Below are 21,222 nucleotides of genomic sequence, written 5' to 3'. Positions count from 1 at the left end.
TTACATATTTTACAAAAAGCAAAATCTGCTTAATCTGCACAATCTGCGAGAGAAAAAACACCTACAAAGCAGAAATTTCCAGAAGTTTCTGCTTCATATTTTCCGGCATCCAAAGACCTTCATGATAATATACTAACTTCTGATCCTTATCCAGAACAATCCACAAGGGATAAACAGGCTGTTCCTTATTTTTAGACAAAGCAAGAGCCAATTCATGAATTCCGGAATTTCCATTCGGCAGATATCCAAATTCTTTTCCCTGAAACCGTATTTTTTCTTTCGTTTTTTCAGCTTCAAAATGGACCAGGTAAAAATTTTCATTGATTAAGTCCACGGTTTCCCTGTCTTCATTCAACGCATGCTTTTCCATTTTACAGACCGAGCACCAGTCTGTATATAGATGGATAATAGTGGGTTTCGGATCTTTTTTCATCAATGTTTCAAGATCAGAAAAAGTGCCTGTCTTCATCTGAGACAGATAAAAACAGGGCACTAACATTAAAAATAGAATAAAATTTTTCATTTTAAAGTATATTTTATCCCGAGGAAACCTCTGATCTTCTGCATGGGTGCATATCCATAAGCAGTATCAAAAGTATAATGGTTCGGGTTATTTACCGGATCGTTTACATATTTATCAAACGGATCAAAGGGTCTCATCAAAGGATCTTTCGGTGTAAAATTGAACAGGTTCTTCACCCCGCAATACACCTCAAAGCCAGATCTGAAGCTTTTTGACACCTGAATATTGGCTAAAGAATAAAAAGGTGAATATTCAGGACGGTAGTCATTAGGCAATACCGGAAGCCTCATAGGTCCGTAGAACTGTCCTGTGAAATCAACACTAAGGTCATTCGGAAACTTATAAGAAAGATTGTAAGTTCCGCTCCATTTCGGTGCGTGTAATTGCTGCGATTTTTTATTGTCTCCGTCAAATTTCTGGTAAACATCCAGATAGGTCACTCCCAAGCCGACACTTAAAGGAAAACTGAAGTTGAAATCTACATTCAGTGAAGCTCCTCTCGAAATTCCGTATCCGTTAAGATTATCATAAATAATTTTATCCGGATCAGTATCAAAATCTCCTACAATCTTATTGCTGAAATAGGTGTAAAATGCAGAAGCATCCAATTGCAGCATGCGGGTTCCCACCGGGATTTTCCAGATATAGTTCAGGTTTCCGTTGACTGATCTTTCGGGTTTCAGATCTGATTTGATCAATACTTCACGGGAGCCGGTAAGTGCGGCATGATCCTCTGTAAAGAGATTGACTACCCTAAAACCAGTTCCAAAATTGAATCTTAGTGTATGATAGGGATTCGGGGAAAATTTCCATGCCAACCTTGGTGAATGTACTTCATGATGAATTTTGTCATAGTCAAAGCGGTAGCCAACCAGCAAAGTATGCTTATCACTAATTTCCCACTGGTCCTGTACAAAAGCTCCCCAGATCGGCGATTTCATCGGTGCATTGGTGATTCCGTCTCCGGATAATGTCCCGGGTGTGTTATCATCATAAAATGTTCTTTTAAAAGTAATTCCTCCTGTCAGATCATGCTGTCCGATCTTTTTGCTCCAATAGGTCTGTGCAAAAGCCACTTTTTGAAGAGCATCATAGGGATTACTCCCGTAAAAAGAGTTCTGGTCGTGATAATTATAAGAAAACTGGGTAACGATATATTCTTTTAAAGGCCATTGATACAGTCCAAACACTTCCGCCCTGTTGGTATAAATACTTTCTCCATACACATCTCCGCTTCCGCGGTAAGATCTGTCCCACTGCATTTCCCCGCCAAAACGGTCTTCATATAAATATCTCAACGCAAAACTTGCCTGACGGTTTTCTTTTCTTTTAAAATTCCATTTATTGAAAACAGAAATCCGGCTCTGCAATGCCGCATCCGTGAAATTGTCTTTGTTCTGGTCTATCTTCTCTTTAAAGCTGAAATAATTGAAACTCAGTAAAGATGCAGCATTCTTTCCAATATTAAATTTCGTTGAAACATCAAGATTATTTTCACTCCAGGTGCTCATCATCAGGTCTACACTTAATTTTGGAGCGGTCAGTGCGTTTTTGGTGATAATGTTGATCACTCCACCCATTGCTTCAGAACCGTAAATAGAAGAAGCAGGACCTTTTACGACTTCAATTCTATCTACAAGGCTGTTGGGAATTCCACTCAACCCATATACTGTGGAAAGTGAGCTTACAATGGGCATTCCATCGATCAGGATCATCGTATAAGGTCCTTCGAGCCCGTTGATATGAATATCACCCGTGTTACATACTGAGCAATTGAGCTGTGGCTTTACTCCATTAACCATTGCTATGGCTTCAAAAATGCTTGGAGTAGGATTTTTCTGGAAAAACTTCTGGCTGTAAACCTCTACGGCTACAGGGCTTTTTGATCTGCTGAAAGGTTTTATAGTTCCGGTAATGACAACATCTTCAATAGTACTCGTTCTGATTTTTGCTTTTGGAATTGTTGCTGAATCCGTTTTTATAGTTTCCTGTATATTCAGGCTGTCTGTTTCCTGGGAAAAACAAAAAGAAGATAAAAGAGTAACAGAAAATAGTATTCGCTTCATGAAATTAAAATTGTTAGACAAATCTAACAATTATTTTTGAATTACAAAACACCATGACAAATGTTGTTGGAATGAATTCACGAAAAATGATTAAATTTGAGAAACTAGATATAAAAAGTAAAATGAGATATCATCAAGCGGGTAATATCCCACCAAAAAGACATACGATTTTCAAATCACCGGAAGATAAATTTTACTATGAACAGCTTTTCGGAACGGAAGGCTTTCACGGAATTTCCTCATTGCTCTATCATACGCACCGACCTACACAGATCAAATCAATTGGACCTGCAAAAGATGTAACCCCAAAGATCGCGGTGGAAAAAAACGTTGCTCCGAGAATGTTTAAGGGGATGAATGTAACACCTGAGGACGATTTTATGGACAGCAGAAAGATCCTTCTGATGAACAATGACCTGAAAATGGGATTGTCAAAACCCAGAAAATCTATGGATTATTTCTACAAAAATGCTGAATGTGACGAGCTTTTATACGTTCACAACGGAACCGGGATTCTGAAAACTTTTGTAGGAGACCTGGAATTTGTTACCGGAGACTATCTTATTATTCCTAGAGGAACCATTTATCAAGTGGAACTGAAATCAGAAGACACCGTATTTTTTGTGCTTGAAAGCCACTCTCCTATTTACACTCCGAAACGATACAGAAATGAATTCGGGCAGCTATTGGAACATTCTCCGTTCTGCGAAAGAGACATGATTCCCCCGGTTTTTAAAGAGCCTAAAGATGAGAAAGGAGAATTTTTAATCAAAGTAAAAAAAGAAAACCAGATCACAGATTTCATCTACGCAACACATCCGTTTGATGTTGTAGGATGGGACGGATACTTTTATCCTTATAAATTCAATATTAAAAACTTTGAGCCAATCACTGGAAGAATTCACCAACCGCCACCGGTACACCAGAATTTTGAAGGTCATAATTTCGTTGTATGTTCGTTCTGTGCCAGAATGTACGACTACCATCCATTAGCTATTCCCGCTCCTTATAACCATTCGAATATTGATTCTGATGAGGTTCTGTTCTACACGGAAGGAGATTTCATGAGTCGTAACCACATCGACCTGATGGACTTCACTCTCCACCCCGGAGGAATCGTACACGGGCCTCACCCGGGAGCCATGGAAAGAAGTATCGGTAAAAAATTCACAGAAGAATATGCCGTAATGGTAGACCCTTTCCGTCCGTTGAAAATTACAGAAGAAGCTTTGAAAGTAGAAGACCCTTCCTATAAAACTTCATGGCTGGAAGAATCAGATAAAACCATGGAAGACCGTTCCCAGGAATAAAAAATTCACCCATAAAAAATTTCATTATGTACAATTATATTAGTGCAGAAGAAGCGATATATACTATAAAAAGCGGAAACCGCGTATTTTTCCATGGAAGTGCCTGTACTCCGAATTATCTTATTGATGAACTGGCGAGACAATCTCAACGTCTGCAAAATGTAGAGATGGTTTCCATCACCCAGCAGGGAAACGTTGAAATTGCAAAACCGGAATACAAGGATAGTTTTTTTGTTAATTCTCTATTTGTATCAACACCCGTTCGGGATGCAGTGAATTCGGACAGAGGAGATTTTGTTCCGGTATTCCTAAGTGAGATTCCTATTCTATTCAGAAAAAACATACTTCCGCTGGATGTGGCTTTGGTAACCGTTTCTCCACCGGACAAACACGGTTTCTGTACTTTGGGAACTTCAGTAGATGTAGCAAGAGCAGCCGTTGATACCGCCAAAATTATTGTTGCCATCGTCAATCCTTTAATGCCAAGAACACACGGAGATGGAATGATTCACATCAGCAGGATCCATAAGCTGGTGTGGCACGAAGAAGAACTCCCAACTGTGGATTACGGCTCAAAAGTAGGCCCTGAGGAAATGCTTGTGGGAAAAAATGTAGCAGAACTTATTGAAGACAGATCGACATTACAGATGGGTATCGGAACCATTCCTGATGCTGTCCTTAAATGTTTAACCAATCATAAAGATCTTGGTGTTCATACAGAAATGCTGAGTGACGGTGTTATAGACCTGATACAGAATGATGTCATCAATAACAAATATAAAGGTTATAATGATAATAAAACCATCACAAGTTTCTGTTTTGGTACCAGAAAGCTTTACGATTATGTGGATGACAATACTGTTTTCGCATTCAAAGATGTAAGCGACGTGAACTTCCCGATCAATATCATGAGGAATAAAAAAATGGTAGCCATCAATTCTGCCATTGAAATAGACCTTACCGGACAGGTATGTGCAGACTCCATCGGGACATTGCAGTACAGCGGAATCGGAGGCCAGATGGACTTTATGAGAGGTGCAGCACTAAGTGAGGACGGAAAGCCGATTATTGCCATCACTTCAAGAACAAAAAAAGGAGTCTCCAGGATCGTTCCTTTTCTTAAACAGGGAGCCGGTGTTGTAACAACAAGAGGGCATATACATTATGTAGTGACAGAATACGGCACAGCTTATTTGTATGGTAAAAATCTCCGCCAAAGGGCCCAGGAGCTTATCAGCATCGCACACCCTGATGATAGAGAAATGCTGGAACGAGCTGCTTATGAACGGTTTAAACACTAAGAAGATCGCAGCTTTATTTTGTCTGGCTATTTTTTCATAAATTATAATCAGTATATTAATAACTAAAAACGAAAACTGGTCTTAGAAATACTTTAACATTTTGGCAATGTTTTTGATAAACTCATTCAAAACCAAAGGAAATTGAAAACTATATATAATTCGATAAGAGAAGAAGTTGGAAAGCATGAAAAAGTAAGAAATTCTGTTTTGGGGAATGTGAATGAATGGAAAAGAAGCCATTATATTATTCTTTCTGAAATTATAAAAGATGAATTATCTGAAGCTGAAGAACTAAAAGGGGGGAAAAAATTTGAAATAGGAAATACAATATCACATGTCACCCTGCAGCGTTTTTTTGAAAACGATTATCAGGACAAAACGCATAATGACCTCAGATTTCTGAAAACACTGGATAAAATCTGTATTTTTCTGGGCTATAAAGACCTTAACGACTATATACAGTCCATGAAGTTAAAACGTCCGGAAAAGGAACCTGTAGAAGGCGACCTTGAATTTCTTACCCAAATGGTATATGATTATTGTGCTACAGCATTTGAATTTTACAAAAAATTCCCCGAGCATAAAACCGAAGTTTTTAAAGATCTGGTATTTGACGGTTCTCCGTTTTTGGAAAGAGCTTCCGGGTTTAGCAAAGAATTATGCGAAAGAGACTTTCATCTGGTGACTAAAAACAACCGTTCCAACTACGAGGTTTTTGATATTCACCTGGTTACTGACGAACCTGACAAAAAAATACTGGAAACCCAGGAATTTTGGAATCTTCTGTTCAAAGTAGGTGAAACCGGAGAGGAACATTTTGTCAATCAGCTTAATACCCAGATTTATTTTATCCGTAAAATAAATAATACATGGAAAATATGGGATAATTATAATCCCGATGCTGGCAGATTAAATAGAAAAGCCTAAATAAAAAATAGAGAAAGCCGTAGAAATTTCTACGGCTTTCTTTTTTCGAAAATATTTTTTTTTCACTTATTGGTGTATCAAAGATAGATATCCAGTTTTATTATAAAGAAACTTAAATATACTTAAATGAACTCTTCTTTAACATTATGTTAAGTATATTTAAGGAATCCACTTCAATGCTTTCACTATTTCTAAGATTTTTGTAATTTGCATTCATAAAAATAAAAGTAAAAATAGAAATATGTCAACACTTACATTTGCCGAAAAAATTGCTCAAGCTGAGAATTTTTTACCTATCAACGGTACAGATTACATTGAGTTTTATGTAGGAAATGCTAAACAGGCTGCCCATTATTACAAAACCGCTTTCGGTTTTCAGTCTGTAGCATATGCTGGTCCTGAAACAGGAGTAAGAGACCGCGCTTCTTATGTTCTTCAGCAGGGGAAAATAAGATTGGTATTAACAACAGGGCTTAAATCCGACTCACCTGTCAGCGAGCACGTAAAAAAACATGGTGATGGAGTGAAAGTTTTGGCACTTTGGGTAGATGACGCTTACAAAGCTTTTGAAGAAACTACTGAAAGAGGCGGAAAACCATATCTGGAGCCTGTAACTTTAACAGATGAGAACGGTGAGGTAAGAATGTCCGGAATTTATACGTACGGAGAAACAATCCATATGTTTGTTGAAAGAAAAAACTACAAAGGCGCTTTCATGCCCGGATATGAAAAATGGGAAAGCGATTACAAGCCTGAAGAAACAGGTTTATTATACGTAGACCATTGTGTAGGAAACGTAGATTGGAACAGGATGATTCCTACCGTAGAATGGTACGAAAAAGTAATGGGATTTGTGAACATCCTTTCTTTTGATGACAAGCAGATCAATACAGAATATTCTGCATTAATGTCTAAAGTAATGTCTAATGGAAACGGATTTGCAAAATTCCCGATCAATGAGCCGGCAGAAGGTAAGAAGAAATCTCAGGTAGAAGAATATCTTGATTTCTATGAAGGTGAAGGGGTACAGCACATCGCTGTGGCTACAAAAGATATTATCCACACAGTAACCGAATTAAAAAAACGCGGGGTAGAGTTCCTTTCCGCTCCACCAGAGGCTTACTACGATATGGTTCCTGAAAGAGTTGGCCATATTGATGAAGATCTTAAAAAATTACAAGACTTAGGCATCCTTATTGATCATGATGAAGAAGGATACTTACTTCAGATCTTTACGAAGCCTGTAGAAGACCGTCCTACTCTATTCTTCGAAATCATTGAAAGACATGGTGCACAGAGTTTTGGTGCCGGAAATTTCAAAGCGTTATTTGAAGCATTAGAAAGAGAACAAGAAAGAAGAGGAAATCTTTAATTTAAATATAGAATACTAAGTTTTGTCAGGATGAAGGAGTCTTGACAAAACTTTTTTTTAAAAAACACATTATGAGAAAATTTTTTATCGGGATTTTATTTTTCGGAACATTAGGGCTAAATGCTCAGTATGGAACTCTTAATGAAATTCTTAATCGCCTGGAAGAAAGAAAGGGCATCAATCAGCATCTTGAAAATGTAAACATTGACAACAAGAAGTTTATCTTCATTAAAGATGCAGAGGATCATACAGAAAGAGATTTTATTGTTATTAAAGGAAAAGATGCTACCTATGTAGAAGTTTTTGATGATAAAGCTACCGGCGAAAGCAGCTCAAATGTTTTTACAGGAGATATCATCAGGAAAAAAAACATTCTTTCTCTGAGAGCAGATAAACTTGAAAATAAAAAAGTTCCAATGCCTGTAACCAAAACTTTGCTGCTGACTAAGCAGGATAATATCCTGTATCTTATTGATGTCAATACCAAAGACAGGTGGATAGATGAGGCCTCTTATTCCAAAAAGAAATAATTCCCACAGAATCATGATTACGGATCTTTATGGATTCGCTATCTTACCATTTTTAATTTAATTCCAAAAAATTATGAAATCATTTGTAGAATATTCTTCAGATTCAGACTTTTCTATACATAATATTCCTTTCGGAGTAGCAGTTTTTAACAAAGAATATATCGGATGTTGCACAAGGATCGGAGATCAGGTCATCGATCTTGCCACTCTTTATGATCTTGGATATTTTGAAAATATTGAAGGACTGGATGATAATATTTTTGAAGCCTACACCATCAACGAATTTATTGAACTGGGGAAACCTGTAACGAATGTAGTGCGCACAAGAATTCAGGAGCTCCTACAGGAAGGTTCTATCCTTTCAAAGGACGAAAAAACTATTGCAGATGCTTTCTACGACCTTGATAAAGTAAAAATGATGATGCCTGTGCACATTCCGAATTATACGGATTTTTACAGCAGCATTGAACATGCAACGAATGTTGGAAAAATGTTCCGTGACCCGGCCAATGCGCTGCTTCCGAACTGGAAACACCTTCCGGTAGGTTATCACGGAAGAGCTTCATCCATCGTTGTTTCAGGAACAGAAATCAACCGTCCGAAAGGTCAGACAAAACCTGCAGACGCTGAAAAACCGGTTTTCGGACCAAGCAAGCAGCTTGACTTTGAACTGGAAATGGCCTTCATTCTTAACAGAAACTCAGAAATGGGTGAAAGCATTTCTACAAAGGATGCTGAGGAAGCAATCTTTGGAATGGTGGTATTCAACGATTGGTCGGCAAGAGACATTCAGGCATGGGAGTATGTTCCACTGGGACCTTTCCTTGGTAAAAACTTCGGCTCATCTATCTCTCCGTGGGTAGTTACCCTTGAAGCTTTAGAACCTTTCAGAACAGCTTCTCCAAAGCAGGACCCTGAAGTTTTAGACTATTTAAAGTTTGAGGGTGATAAAAATTACGATATCAATCTTGAAGTGTATTTACAGCCTGAAAATGGTGAAGAAAACCTGATTTCAGAAAGTAATTATAAATTTATGTACTGGAATATGGCTCAGCAACTAGCCCATCATACGATAAACGGATGTAACGTGGAAGTTGGAGATTTATACGCCAGCGGAACCATTTCAGGAAGCGATCCGAAATCTTTCGGATCTATGCTGGAACTGACCTGGAGAGGACAAAATCCTTTACAGCTAAGCAATGGCCAGGAAAGAAAATTCATTGAAGATAAGGATACAGTTACCATGAAAGCCTGGGCTGAAAAAGATGGCGTGAGAGTAGGTTTTGGTGAGGTTTCTGGTAAAATTATTCCTTCAATTTAATTCAATTTTAAATAAATAATCCGGATGCTTCGACTTTGCTCAGCATGACATCATTAAAAATTAATTGCTAATAAAAACGGCTAGTATTAAAAATGTCATGCTGAGCGAAGTCGAAGCATCTTTTTACATAATTTGAACACTTAAGTTTAATTGAGTGTTAAAAAACAGAATATGAAAACAGTAATACCCTCCGAATTATCCCCCGTACAGCTCCAGACCATCATGCAGACCGCCGTGTCACCGCGTCCGATCGCATTAGCTTCTACAGTAGATAAAAACGGAAATATTAATTTATCACCATTCAGCTTTTTTAATATGTTCAGTACGGTTCCACCTGTGCTGATCTTTTCACCTTCCAGACGAGTACGAGACAATACCACTAAACATACCCTGGAAAATATTTTGGAAGTTCCGGAAGTAGTGATCGGAACGGTGAATTTTCCTATTGTGCAGCAGATTTCTTTGGCTTCTACAGAATATGAAACCGGAGTCAATGAATTCATTAAATCCGGTCTGACTATGAAAGAGGCAGATCTGGTACAGCCCAAACTGATTGAAGAATGTCCTGTTAACTTTGAATGTAAAGTTTTAGAAGTGAAGTCTCTGGGAGATCAGGGCGGTGCAGGAAATCTTGTGATCTGTGAGGTGCAGAAAATCCACATCAGGGAAGAATATCTGAACGAGGCTGGAAATTTGGATCAGCAAAAGCTGGATATGGTAGCCCGTCTGGGAAGCAACTGGTATTCCAGAAGCAATGAGAACAGTCTTTTTGAAGTTCCGAAACCATTGGTTACAAAAGGAATAGGCTTTGATCTTCTGCCGGATTCCATTAAGTACAGTAAAGTATTTACAGGAAACGACCTGGGGATGCTCGCCAATGTAGAAATATTACCTGCAGGAAATTTCCATGCAGATGAGAATGTTCATCTGGATGCTCAGAAACTTCTTCTTGAGAGTAAAATTGAAGAAGCCTGGGCGCTTTTAATAATACAATAATTCTACACAATAAAACCAGTCTGCAAAGGCTGGTTTTTTATTTATTAGCTATAAAATTAAATTGTTAAACGACACGCTTCATCAAATCAACTTGTAGATTTCTTCTTTGCTCTCTTAAATATATGTTCTGTTATTTTAAAACTTTGCATCAAAAAAATCGATAAAAAATACCTCATGTCACTGTGACGAAGCAATCTCAAAAAAGTTTCCTTCAACATTACTTCATATTCTTATTCAGAAAATCAATGCATTTTTCTGTAACGATATTCAGGTGATGGGGAAGATTTTTTTCAGTCCACGGTTCTTTTGATCCGAACGTATGATCTGCATTTTCAACCAGGAACAATTCTGAATTCGGATTCAGGATATGAAGATGTTCCGCATTTTTCACACTAACACTTTCGTCCTGGGTTCCGTGAATGATCAGCACATAAGCTTTGGCCATTTCTGTCGCTCTTTCCACATCAAAACGGTGAACATTCTTTTCATAATCTTCATAAAACTGGTAATAGTGAGGCATTTCCTGTTTTGTTCTTCCGTTCAGCACATAATACACACCTTCTTTTTTCCAGTTTTCCAGAGCTCCGTCTTTAGGGAAACGGTCTAAAGTATCTACACTTGCCAGAGTGATAAGTCCGTTGATCCTTTCGTCTTCAAATGTTTTTATAATGGAAATCCCTCCTCCTCTACTGTGCCCGATCAGAATTATTCTCTGGTCGTCTACGTTGAGATCTTTCACAAAATGATCGATTACAACACCGAGGTCCGAAAGCTCTTTTGAATAATTATTATTCCCGAAAGCTTCCAAATCACCAAAATTGTAAGGATCTTCAACAGTAGTTCCGTTATGGGATGAATTAAATTTCACAAAGAACAAACCCGCTTCAGCAAACTTTTCAGCCATTAGATTCCATGCTCCCCAGTCTTTATACCCTTTATAACCATGAACAAAGATCACTAACGGCAACTTTCCATTGGTTTCAGGATAAACTGCGTCAGCCAGAAAATCCCGGGTTTCTGCATTTTCCAGTTTTATATTAAGGTTTTTTATCAATTCCATATAAAAAATTTGATTACGATTCTTAAATAACAGGGACCAGCAATATTTCCCTTTAATCTAAATATAATAAAAAAAATTCATCTAGAAAAGTTAACCCCGGAAATGCTTAAATAGTTATCAAAATAACCTTATTTTTGCAGTATGCTGGATTTAAGAACGGTAACCGTCACACGTTACATTCTGCCTTTAAGAGAAGGCGGATCTCTTCCTGCTTTGGCAGAAGCTGATGATAATTTTAAATATGTACTGAAATTCCGGGGTGCAGGCCACGGAGTAAAGATGCTGATCTCCGAACTTCTGGGCGGCAAGATCACGGAGGCTTTGGGACTGAAGATTCCAGAGCTGGTATTTGTAAATCTGGATGCCGATTTTGGAAGAACAGAAGCTGATGAGGAAATTCAGGATTTACTGAAATTTTCAGAAGGCCTGAATTTGGGGCTGCATTATCTTTCGGGTTCCATCACTTATGATCCGGGGGTAAAGATAGATCCTCTTCTGGCTTCAAAAATTGTCTGGCTGGACGCGTTCATTACCAATATTGACCGTACTTTTAAGAATACAAACCTCCTGATGTGGCATAAAGAGCTTTGGGTCATCGATAATGGTGCTTCTTTTTATTTCCATCATTCGTGGCAGAATTTTGATACGGCTGCAAAGACCCCGTTCAAATACGTGAAGGACCATGTACTGCTCCCGAAAGCAAAAATGTTGGATGAAGCCGATCGATTTGCTCATGAGGTACTGAATGATAAACTGTTCAGGGAGATCGTCAATTTAATTCCTGAGGACTGGCTCCACTGGGATGACGCCGATGAAACTCCTGAAGAGATCCGTGAAATCTACTTCCAGTTCCTGAAAACAAGGTTAGAAAATTCTCAAATCTTTGTAAACGAAGCTAAAAATGCAAGAGGATAAAATATACGAATACGCTGTTATACGCCTGGTACCAAAAGTTGAAAGAGAAGAATTTTTCAATATAGGCCTTGTGATGTTTTCCAAAAAGGAGAAATTCATCCGCGTGGAGTTTTATTTATGTCCCGATAAATTCAAACTCATGCATAGCAAACTGGATTATGATGACGTCATCCAGAATCTTGAAAGCTTTCAAAAAATCGCTAATGGAGATAAGGAAGGTGGTCCTATCGCTCTGATGGATATTCCGGAACGTTTCCGCTGGCTAACCGCTGTAAGAAGTTCTGTGGTTCAGACTTCAAGACCTCATCCGGGAAAATCCAAAGACCTGGAAAAGACGTTTGGTAAACTTTTTGAGGAGTTAGTAAAATAACACTCCACCACAAAAAGTATTCTATGAAATCATCAATAAACAACATATCAATCTACAGGTTTTTCATAAACCTGTTTTTTGTTTTCTCCTTAGGTTTATCTAATTTAAGTTATTCACAAAACCAACCTGAATCAAATTCCACAAAAAGCAGTCTTCTGTCGGAAATATCATCAGTCTCAGAAAATATTGTTTATAAAACCAATGCAAAAGGAAATCCTGTTTCACTAGACCTCTATACTCCCAAAACTGTTTCAGACGACAAAATGCCCGTCGTCGTCTATGTACATGGAGGTGCATGGGTAAAAGGCGATAAAACCATCAGAGATGAAAGCTATATTGAAACATTCATTTCAAAGCTCCTGGATAAAAAATATGCGGTAATCAGTATCAATTATACGCTTCTGAATGACAGCATTCATTTCCCGCTTCCTGTAGAAGATACTAAAGATGCAGTAAGATGGGTAAGGAAAAATGCAGCAAAATATAAATTCGACTCGAACAATATTGGCTTTTTTGGGGCTTCATCTGGAGCACATCTCTCAATGCTCGCGGCATATACGCCAGACAACGAGTTTGCCGGAAGCCCGGAACTTTCTTCTTATTCTGCAAAGGTAAATTATGTGGTGGATCATTATGGTCCCTCAGACATGAATAAGCTGCTTCATACCCGACTCGGAAAAGTGCCTGTCTTTTTTTTCGGACTGGCAGCAAAGAAAATCGTAGATCTCAGAACCAATCTTGTAAGAGGATTGTCAGGGTATGATATTAAAAAAGATAAAGCTAAAACAATAGAATACTTTAAAACCATTTCTCCGGTTACCTATGCTTCAGGTGGCGTCCCTACCTTAATCGTCCAAGGAAATAAAGACAAAGTAGTTCCTATGAAACAGTCTAAAAAGCTTCACAGAAAGCTCAAAAGAGAAAACATTCAGAACAGCCTGGTCATCGTAGAAAATGGCATTCATGGTTTCGGAACAACGGATAAGGGCTATATGGACAGGCTTACTGACCAGATGGTGGATTTTATCATTTCTCAAAGAAAATAATACATATATATCCTGAAACAAAACAAAATATAAAATATTATAAATCAATATATTAAATTATAAATATTCATAGCAAACGTAAAAATTGCAAGATTAATATATATTTCATCTTTTTTACTCATAAAATAATTAACTTGGCTTTTGTTTAAATTATTCTTAACAAAATATCCAATATTTTAATTATTCACTCCAAAAAAACAGATGATATGGATTTTCTGAATAACACTAATGCACTCACCCTGATCTTTGTATCAGTACTTGTCTTTGCAATTGCTTATCGCTTTTATGGTATTTTCATTGCCAATAAAGTGCTCAGACTTAATGATAAAAATACTACTCCTGCAGTAGAATTTGCCGACGGTAAAGATTATGTAGCTACCAATAAGAATGTACTTTTCGGCCATCATTTTGCTGCGATTGCTGCTGCCGGCCCTTTGGTTGGGCCCGTACTGGCTGCTCAGTTTGGATATCTGCCCGGTGCATTATGGATCCTGATTGGATGTGTACTTGGCGGAGGCGTACATGATATGGTGGTTTTATTTGCTTCAGTACGGCATAAAGGACAGAGTCTGGCTACTATTGCCTCCAAAGAAATAGGTAAAGCAACAGGAACGGTTGCTGGCTTTGCTATTTTATTTATCCTTATTCTTACACTGGCTGGTTTGTCACTCGCCTGTATCAATGCAATGCATGAGGCTTCATGGTCTCTTTTTACCGTTGTAATCACTATGCCTATTGCAGTGATCATGGGCCTTATCATGAGATACAGAAAAAACAGTGTTCTTTTTGCCAGTATTTTAGGAGGTATACTTTTGGTGGCAGGCATTATTGGCGGCCATAGTTTGATGCAGAACGCAACAATGAATAATCTGTTTTCGTGGGATATTAAAACCATTTCTATTGCCATTCCATTGTATGGTTTTCTCGCTTCCGTACTGCCTGTATGGCTTCTTCTGGTTCCTCGAGATTATCTTTCGACCTATCTTAAAATAGGAACCATCATTATGCTTGCAGTGGGTGTGATTGTCATTCATCCAACAATTCAAATGCCTGCTCTTACGGAGTTTATAAAAGGTGGTGGACCTGTTATAGGAGGCCCTGTGCTTCCTTTTATCTTTATAGTCATTGCATGTGGAGCAATTTCCGGTTTTCATGCAGTAATTGCAACAGGGACAACTCCCAAGATGCTTAATAAAGAAAAGGAAATTCTATTTGTAGGTTATGGAGCCATGCTTGTAGAAGGTTTCGTAGCTTTAATGGCTTTGATTGCTGCCTGTACATTAATGCCCGCTGATTATTTCGCCATCAATACTCCGAAGGAATCTTATGATGCTTTCCTTGCTGCACACCCTTCCCTCCATGGTGTAGATATCGATTATTATTCACAGAAAATAGGCATCGAACTTCACGGAAGAACCGGCGGGGCTGTATCTCTAGCCGTGGGAATGGCTCATATTTTTAATAAGATCCCATATATGGACCAGCTGACTGCTTACTGGTATAATTTTGCCATTATGTTTGAAGCTGTATTTATTCTTACTGCCATTGATGCAGGAACAAGGGTGGGCCGTTTCTTTTTGCAGGAAATGCTGGGTTCTGTCATTCCAAAATTCAATGATAAAAACTGGGTTCCCGGAATTATTATCAGCAGCCTTTTATTTACTTTTGCCTGGGGCTATCTGGTATTTACGGGGAATGTAAGCAGTATCTGGCCGCTGTTCGGGATCAGTAACCAGCTGTTGGCAGCCTGCGGACTGATTGTCTGTACGACGATGCTGATCCGGATGAAAAGAGGCAAATATGCCCTGTGTTCTGCAATCCCCGGAGTGTTCATGGCTGGAATTACTTTCTGGGCCGGTTATATTCAGGTCACAGCAATCTATCTTCCCAAAGAACAGTATCTATTGGCCACTTTAGCAGTTACGGCGATGGTACTGATGCTTATTGTGTTCATTGGGGCTTTTATCAAATGGTACCAGCTTCTGCAGATTAAGACCACCGAGATAGATTATTACGGAGAGCCTGTAAAAGAGCTTGTAGAAAGATAACCAATAAAACTAACATAAAAACAAAACCAGTCCGGATGTCCCGGACTGGTTTTTTACTAATTATTATTTATTTAAAAATTGAAGTTGAGCCTTGTAAACACATACCTTCCGTTCTGGCCAAACTGGGATGTTGAACGGGAATAGATAAACTGGTCATTGTTGGTAGATGCTGTAAGATTTTTATCGGGATAAATATCAAAAAGATTGTTTACTCCCAATGTAAGCCCTACATTCTTTGTAAACTGGTAGGCCAATGAAAGGTCGGTAATAATTTTATGCCCGATCTGCTGGTGTTCATTGACCCCTACGACTCCGTCACCATTAACATCAATAATATCTGCACCTGTCACTTTTCCGAAATAGGTATTTCTAAGATAGACACTTCCTTTTTTCCAGGCCAGCGTATGCGACAAGCTTGCTTTTACCCTTGGAACCGCTTCTTCCAGATATACTCTGGATTTTTCAGAGAAATAGATTTTCTCAAGATTCGGAGACTGCAGAAGTCCTGAGGAATGAATATCCCCTACTTTCCTGGTCTCACTGATATTGGCGGCAAAGCTGTTATCGAGTTTTAAGCCGGAAAATCTTACGTTATGAGAAATCACAAGGTCTATTCCTTTTGTTTCCGTATCTATAGCATTCGTGAAGAACTGAGCCGCATTAACTCCCTGGGCATCAAAAGCAGCCTGTGCAGCAGCAGGTACATCTGCTCTTAAGAACTGATCCGTAAGAATGATCCTGTTGTTGATTCTTGTAAAATAACCGTCTGCTGTAAAAGTAAGGCTTGCGGAAGGAATCCTGTAAGTAAATCCTACACTGGCAGATTTGGAAGTTTCCTGCTTTAGTTTTGGCATTTCCAGCAATCCTGCAATGTCTGAATCATTGCTGAAGGTTCCTACCTCCAGAAGCTGACTGTTTGTAAACAAAGTAGAGGTTACATTATAATAAATCTGGTGGATGGATGGTGCTCTGAACCCTGTAGAACCTGCCAGTCTTACATTAAAATTGGGAGCCACTCTGATCCTTGAAGCCAGCTTATAATTGAATGTAGATCCGAAATCTGAATAGTTCTCATATCTCGCTGCTGCATCTACCAATAACCAGTTGGTAAAATTGAATTCAACATCTGCATACGCTGCTACCGCCTGTCTATTCTTGTCTACGGCATTGACAGGTTTAAACCCGCTGAAAACCTGTGATCCTCCGGGAAGTGTATTTCCAAAGAAATCCGTACCTCTCGGGCTGGTATTATTCCATATATTTCCTGCCGCATCATAAGTGGTATATGAAGCTTCGTCACCCTGCGTTATTTTAAAGTTTTCATACCGGTGCTCTGCTCCGAAAGCCACATTAATTCCATTCCAGACATCATACTTTTTAGAAAAATCTAAATTGATGGTATTCTGGGAAAATCTTAAACCTCCCGCATCAAACTCATTAGGAGACGCAAAGCGTAAAGATGTATTTCCTGTGTCGCTGATATTATAGGTGAATGAATTCTGTCCGAATGTATTACTGAAATCAATATTCCAGCCGTCCCAATTCCCTTTGATCCCTGCAGAAAGCGATAAATCCTGGATATCCGTTCCGATTTGCGGCAGATAACCGTCTGAGTACAACCCTGTAAAAGTTCTGCTCTGGTTAGGCCTTCTGTAGAACCCACCTGAGCTTCCGTGCCTGAAACTGTATCCTCCAAACGTATATACTTTCCAGTTGTCATTGATAGGAACTTCAATATTGGCAAAAAGCTGATGATTGTTCAGTTTCGACTGTCCTACCTGCATATTGAAATCTTTTCTGTCCAGTCCTCTGTAAGCCAGCTCCTGATCTGTAACATCTCCTTTTAATAAACCTTGCAAAGCACCGATTGTATTGGCAGTCTGAATCTGATTCTGAAACTGAGGAGAAAAATAGCTTACACCCTGTGCATACTGATGAATATAATTAATAAGCTGCTGCGGATTGGGAACATTGTTAATATTGGAGAAAAGTGAGGAAAGATTCACACCGTCATTTAAAGCACGTTTTTCGATAGCATTATATGCATTATAGATTGCCCCGCTTTCCGTGCCGGCTCTGAAGGTCGGATTTCTGAACTGTGAAGACCATGTGATATTATAAAAACCGCCTTTATTCCCGATCTTATTTCCATAATTAAGGTCTACCTGAATATTTTGTCCGTCAAAGTTTCCGGTATGATCATTGGCTGTCGGAGTTAAATTTCCGCCATAACTTACCTGGCCGGTTAATTTTCCGATATCCTTTTTCAGTTCAAGGTTGATGACTCCTGCAATGGCATCTGATCCATACTGGGCTGAAGCTCCGTCACGCAGCACCTCAATCCTGTTCAAAGCAAATGAAGGAATGGAGTTCAAATCTGTTCCTACTGTTCCTCTTCCCGGTGTTCCGTTTACATTCACCAAAGCAGAAGTATGCCTTCTTTTTCCATTGACTAAAACCAACACCTGATCCGGGCCTAATCCTCTCAGCTGGGCAGGGTCTAAATGGTCTGTTCCATCGGAATTGGTTTGAATGGTAGAGGTGAAAGAGGGTGCTATTGCGTTCAAAATCTGTCCTATACTGGATTGCGGAAGAACTACTGATGATTCTTTTATATTGAAGACGTCCACAGGAACCGGACTGTCTGTTTTGGATCGTGCGCCGGCTCTTGAACCCAGCACCACGACTTCTTCTACATTATTGGTTTTTACGCTGTCTTTTTCTTTTTCCTGCCCGAAAGCATAAGTTCCGAGAAAAAAAAGAACTGAAGCTGATAAAATAGTCTTTTTATTTTTCATACCCTTACATCAATTTATAGTTTATGTTTTTTTGAGTGGCAAATGTAAAACTAATTCATTAGTCTACAAAATTAATAGACTTTAATTTTATGAAAATTTAAGATAGTTCTGGTCTATTGTTCTTTAAATACGAATAACACTAATTTTTCACAAATGTCACCAAGATCACAAAGTACACTCTTGCCATTTGTGTTTGAATAAAAAAAACGGAATCCAAAGATGGAATCCGTTATAAAAATATTATCATCAGCTTCTATGCTGAAAATTAAACGTTATATTTTTGTAAGCTTAGCATATTTCAGGATAAGGTTTTTCTCTCCTTCATGTATGAAAATTACTTTGGCCTTAATATTCTGGGGATCTGTACCATCCAGAAAAGAAACTTCTCCTATTCCGAAACGGTCGTGTCTTACCTTGTCTCCTACTTCGATATCCTGTGAAGAAGCTCCACTTGGATTGATAATTTTCGCCGTACTTACCGGCTTCAGTTTTCTGACTTCCGGTGCAGGTTTTGAGCTGTCTCCTTTGTCAATGGTTTTCTTTTCAACCCGTCTAAATGCTTTTTGTTCGGAAGGATGCTCATCAAAAATATTGGATTTTATCCCTGTATTGTTGATGAATCTCTTTTCCAGAGCCGGATTTAGGAATTCAATATATTCATCATCAATTTCACTTAAGAATCTTGAAGGCTCTGCATCTGTAATTTTTCCCCATTGAAAACGTGAAACGGCATAGGAGAAAAACACCTGTTTTTCAGCTCTTGTCAGTGCCACATAAAATAAACGTCTTTCTTCTTCCAGATCTTCCCTTGTTGCTGAGCTCATAAAGCTCGGGAAAAGGTTTTCCTCAAGACCCACAAGGTGTACTACGGGGAATTCAAGACCTTTGGACAGGTGAATGGTCATTAAAGAAACCATATCTTCATCTGTATTTTTATCCTGAGTATCCGCAGAAAGGGCAATATTTTCAAGGAAATTCGGAAGGCTCGGATCTCCGTCCTCCAGCTGCATCTGCTCTTCAATGAATCCCTGCATAGAGTTCATCAATTCCTGTACGTTCTCTACCCGGGAAATTCCTTCAGGGGTCTGATCATCTTTTAAGAATTTAATCAGTCCGCTTCGCTTGGCAACTTCCATAGCAACACTGTAAGCCGTATCGGTTTTCAGCAATACCTGGAAGGCTTTGATCATGGACCAGAAATCATTCAGTTTGGTTAAAACACCGTTGTTTAAGCCCAACTGCAGAGCATACATCGGCAGATTACTCAGTACCTGTGAAATAGTTACATTATGAGAATCTGCAAAAACGATCAGCTTATTCTGTGTGGTTTCTCCAATTCCTCTTGTAGGATAATTGATGATCCTCATCAGTGCCTCCGAGTCATTTTCATTAACCAGAAGACGCAGATAGGCAATAAGATCTTTCACCTCCTTTCTCTGGTAGAAAGAAAGCCCTCCGTAAACCTTGTACGGGATATTTTTACGTCTCAGCGCGTCTTCAAATGCTCTGGTCTGTGAATTGGTCCTGTATAAAATTGCAAAATCACTGTACTTTCTCTGGTCGGTGTTTCTGAGTTCCCAGATGTTTCCGGCTACAAAATTCGCTTCATCAGCATCGGAAAGGGAACGGTATATTTTGATCTTATCCCCTTCTTCATTATCACTGAAAACATTCTTCTTAAACTGCTGTAAGTTTTTCGCAATGACAACGTTGGCCGCGTTCACAATATTCTGGGTTGAACGGTAATTCTGCTCCAGGGAAACGGTTATCGCATCAGGATAATCTTTCTTAAAATTTAAGATGTTATAAATGTTTGCGCCACGGAAAGAATAAATGGACTGGGCATCATCCCCTACCACGCAGATATTTTCAAATTTTGAAGCCAGCGCTTTTACAATAAGATATTGGGAATGGTTGGTATCCTGGTACTCATCTACCATGATATACCTGAACCTGTCCTGATATTTGGCCAGCACTTCCGGAAAACGGGTCAGTAATTCATTGGTCTTTAGCAGTAAGTCATCAAAATCCATCGCCCCGTTCTTGAAACATGCTTCCACATACTTCTGGTAGATCTTCCCGATGAATTTCATATTGGCTTTTTCATCAGCTTCCATCAGTTCCGGATTGTTGAAATAAGCTTTTACCGTAATCAGATTGTTTTTGTATGTTGAAATTCTTGCCTGGACTTTTTTAGGTTTGTAAAGATCGGCATCGATATTCATGTCTTTGAGTACTTTTCTGATAACATTTAAGGCATCCTGCTGATCATAGATCGTAAAATTGGAAGGATATCCGAGGTAATGCCCTTCAATTCTCAGGATTCTTGCAAAAACAGAGTGAAAAGTTCCCATCCATAAACTTCTTGCATTGCTGTCTCCAACTACTTTTGCAATACGGTCTTTCATTTCGCGAGCCGCTTTGTTAGTAAAGGTTAATGCCAGGATGTTGAAAGGGTCAATTCCGTTGTGGATCAGGTGGGCAATACGCATGGTAAGCACACGTGTCTTTCCGGAACCTGCGCCTGCAAGCACCATCAAAGGCCCCTGTAGAGAGGTAACGGCTTCATATTGTGATTCATTGAGTCCTTTCAGATAATCCATACTGCAAAAAAATTTTGGGAACACAAAATTAATGTA

Annotated in this window: 16 protein-coding genes; 11 read left to right on the top strand and 5 right to left on the bottom strand. The window is 38.9% G+C overall.

Annotated features, from left to right (window positions below; translation table 11 throughout):
• Positions 1-61 precede the first annotated feature (61 nt).
• Positions 62-523, bottom strand: a complete 462-nt coding sequence (locus DRF61_RS07790) for a thioredoxin family protein (protein WP_111955724.1) — start codon at positions 521-523, stop codon at positions 62-64.
• Positions 520-2,589, bottom strand: coding sequence for a TonB-dependent receptor plug domain-containing protein (locus tag DRF61_RS07785; RefSeq protein ID WP_111955722.1), 2,070 nt, complete (start codon positions 2,587-2,589; stop codon positions 520-522). The genes DRF61_RS07790 and DRF61_RS07785 overlap by 4 nt, the downstream gene beginning before the upstream one ends.
• A gap of 122 nt (positions 2,590-2,711) precedes the next feature.
• Between DRF61_RS07785 and DRF61_RS07780 the strand changes: the two genes are divergently transcribed.
• From DRF61_RS07780 to DRF61_RS07750, 7 genes are all read left to right on the top strand, one after another.
• Positions 2,712-3,899 (top strand): homogentisate 1,2-dioxygenase, encoded by a 1,188-nt coding sequence (locus tag DRF61_RS07780; RefSeq protein WP_111956219.1) that lies wholly within the window; start codon positions 2,712-2,714, stop codon positions 3,897-3,899.
• A 26-nt stretch (positions 3,900-3,925) separates the two neighbouring features.
• Positions 3,926-5,200 carry an acetyl-CoA hydrolase/transferase family protein gene (locus tag DRF61_RS07775; protein WP_111955720.1) on the top strand — a complete coding sequence of 425 codons (1,275 nt, stop codon included), beginning with the start codon at positions 3,926-3,928 and terminating at the stop codon, positions 5,198-5,200.
• 141 nt (positions 5,201-5,341) lie between these two features.
• Positions 5,342-6,127, top strand: a complete 786-nt coding sequence (locus DRF61_RS07770; RefSeq protein WP_111955718.1) for a hypothetical protein — start codon at positions 5,342-5,344, stop codon at positions 6,125-6,127.
• Between the two features lie 241 nt (positions 6,128-6,368).
• Entirely contained in the window at positions 6,369-7,499 is a 1,131-nt protein-coding gene (hppD, locus tag DRF61_RS07765) for a 4-hydroxyphenylpyruvate dioxygenase (RefSeq protein WP_111955716.1), read from the top strand.
• Between the two features lie 71 nt (positions 7,500-7,570).
• Positions 7,571-8,029 carry a hypothetical protein gene (locus DRF61_RS07760; protein WP_111955714.1) on the top strand — a complete coding sequence of 153 codons (459 nt, stop codon included), beginning with the start codon at positions 7,571-7,573 and terminating at the stop codon, positions 8,027-8,029.
• 73 nt (positions 8,030-8,102) lie between these two features.
• Positions 8,103-9,350 (top strand): fumarylacetoacetase, encoded by a 1,248-nt coding sequence (gene fahA / locus DRF61_RS07755; RefSeq protein WP_111955712.1) that lies wholly within the window; start codon positions 8,103-8,105, stop codon positions 9,348-9,350.
• Between the two features lie 171 nt (positions 9,351-9,521).
• Positions 9,522-10,346, top strand: coding sequence for a flavin reductase family protein (locus tag DRF61_RS07750; RefSeq protein WP_111955710.1), 825 nt, complete (start codon positions 9,522-9,524; stop codon positions 10,344-10,346).
• A 217-nt stretch (positions 10,347-10,563) separates the two neighbouring features.
• On the opposite strand, the gene DRF61_RS07745 is transcribed toward DRF61_RS07750, so the two are convergent.
• Positions 10,564-11,406, bottom strand: a complete 843-nt coding sequence (locus tag DRF61_RS07745) for an alpha/beta hydrolase family protein (RefSeq protein ID WP_111955708.1) — start codon at positions 11,404-11,406, stop codon at positions 10,564-10,566.
• 141 nt (positions 11,407-11,547) lie between these two features.
• Between DRF61_RS07745 and DRF61_RS07740 the strand changes: the two genes are divergently transcribed.
• The 4 genes from DRF61_RS07740 (at position 11,548) to DRF61_RS07725 (ending at position 15,785) form a co-directional block, all read left to right on the top strand.
• Positions 11,548-12,321, top strand: coding sequence for a HipA family kinase (locus DRF61_RS07740; protein ID WP_111955706.1), 774 nt, complete (start codon positions 11,548-11,550; stop codon positions 12,319-12,321).
• On the top strand, positions 12,308-12,691 hold the full coding sequence (locus DRF61_RS07735; protein ID WP_111955704.1) for a DUF3037 domain-containing protein: 384 nt from the start codon (positions 12,308-12,310) through the stop codon (positions 12,689-12,691). The genes DRF61_RS07740 and DRF61_RS07735 overlap by 14 nt, the downstream gene beginning before the upstream one ends.
• A gap of 23 nt (positions 12,692-12,714) precedes the next feature.
• Positions 12,715-13,737: an alpha/beta hydrolase gene (locus DRF61_RS07730; RefSeq protein WP_111955702.1), complete on the top strand. Its 1,023-nt coding sequence runs from the start codon at positions 12,715-12,717 to the stop codon at positions 13,735-13,737.
• Between the two features lie 206 nt (positions 13,738-13,943).
• Positions 13,944-15,785 (top strand): carbon starvation CstA family protein, encoded by a 1,842-nt coding sequence (locus DRF61_RS07725; RefSeq protein WP_111955700.1) that lies wholly within the window; start codon positions 13,944-13,946, stop codon positions 15,783-15,785.
• Between the two features lie 71 nt (positions 15,786-15,856).
• On the opposite strand, the gene DRF61_RS07720 is transcribed toward DRF61_RS07725, so the two are convergent.
• Positions 15,857-18,583, bottom strand: coding sequence for a TonB-dependent receptor plug domain-containing protein (locus DRF61_RS07720; RefSeq protein WP_111955698.1), 2,727 nt, complete (start codon positions 18,581-18,583; stop codon positions 15,857-15,859).
• 272 nt (positions 18,584-18,855) lie between these two features.
• Positions 18,856-21,186: an ATP-dependent helicase gene (locus DRF61_RS07715; RefSeq protein ID WP_111955696.1), complete on the bottom strand. Its 2,331-nt coding sequence runs from the start codon at positions 21,184-21,186 to the stop codon at positions 18,856-18,858.
• Positions 21,187-21,222: the final 36 nt, after the last annotated feature.

This window comes from Chryseobacterium lathyri, assembly GCF_003290185.1.
Classification (GTDB): domain Bacteria; phylum Bacteroidota; class Bacteroidia; order Flavobacteriales; family Weeksellaceae; genus Chryseobacterium; species Chryseobacterium lathyri.
This window is presented reverse-complemented; position numbering and strand designations above follow the sequence as displayed.

Coding starts and splice junctions, on each gene's coding strand:
- DRF61_RS07720 (WP_111955698.1), bottom strand. CDS start 18,583: ATGAAAAATAAAAAGACTATTTTATCAGCTTCAGTTCTTTTTTTTCTC.
- DRF61_RS07750 (WP_111955710.1), top strand. CDS start 9,522: ATGAAAACAGTAATACCCTCCGAATTATCCCCCGTACAGCTCCAGACC.
- DRF61_RS07785 (WP_111955722.1), bottom strand. CDS start 2,589: ATGAAGCGAATACTATTTTCTGTTACTCTTTTATCTTCTTTTTGTTTT.
- DRF61_RS07725 (WP_111955700.1), top strand. CDS start 13,944: ATGGATTTTCTGAATAACACTAATGCACTCACCCTGATCTTTGTATCA.
- DRF61_RS07715 (WP_111955696.1), bottom strand. CDS start 21,186: ATGGATTATCTGAAAGGACTCAATGAATCACAATATGAAGCCGTTACC.
- DRF61_RS07745 (WP_111955708.1), bottom strand. CDS start 11,406: ATGGAATTGATAAAAAACCTTAATATAAAACTGGAAAATGCAGAAACC.
- DRF61_RS07735 (WP_111955704.1), top strand. CDS start 12,308: ATGCAAGAGGATAAAATATACGAATACGCTGTTATACGCCTGGTACCA.
- DRF61_RS07740 (WP_111955706.1), top strand. CDS start 11,548: ATGCTGGATTTAAGAACGGTAACCGTCACACGTTACATTCTGCCTTTA.
- hppD (WP_111955716.1), top strand. CDS start 6,369: ATGTCAACACTTACATTTGCCGAAAAAATTGCTCAAGCTGAGAATTTT.
- fahA (WP_111955712.1), top strand. CDS start 8,103: ATGAAATCATTTGTAGAATATTCTTCAGATTCAGACTTTTCTATACAT.
- DRF61_RS07790 (WP_111955724.1), bottom strand. CDS start 523: ATGAAAAATTTTATTCTATTTTTAATGTTAGTGCCCTGTTTTTATCTG.
- DRF61_RS07730 (WP_111955702.1), top strand. CDS start 12,715: ATGAAATCATCAATAAACAACATATCAATCTACAGGTTTTTCATAAAC.
- DRF61_RS07760 (WP_111955714.1), top strand. CDS start 7,571: ATGAGAAAATTTTTTATCGGGATTTTATTTTTCGGAACATTAGGGCTA.
- DRF61_RS07780 (WP_111956219.1), top strand. CDS start 2,712: ATGAGATATCATCAAGCGGGTAATATCCCACCAAAAAGACATACGATT.
- DRF61_RS07775 (WP_111955720.1), top strand. CDS start 3,926: ATGTACAATTATATTAGTGCAGAAGAAGCGATATATACTATAAAAAGC.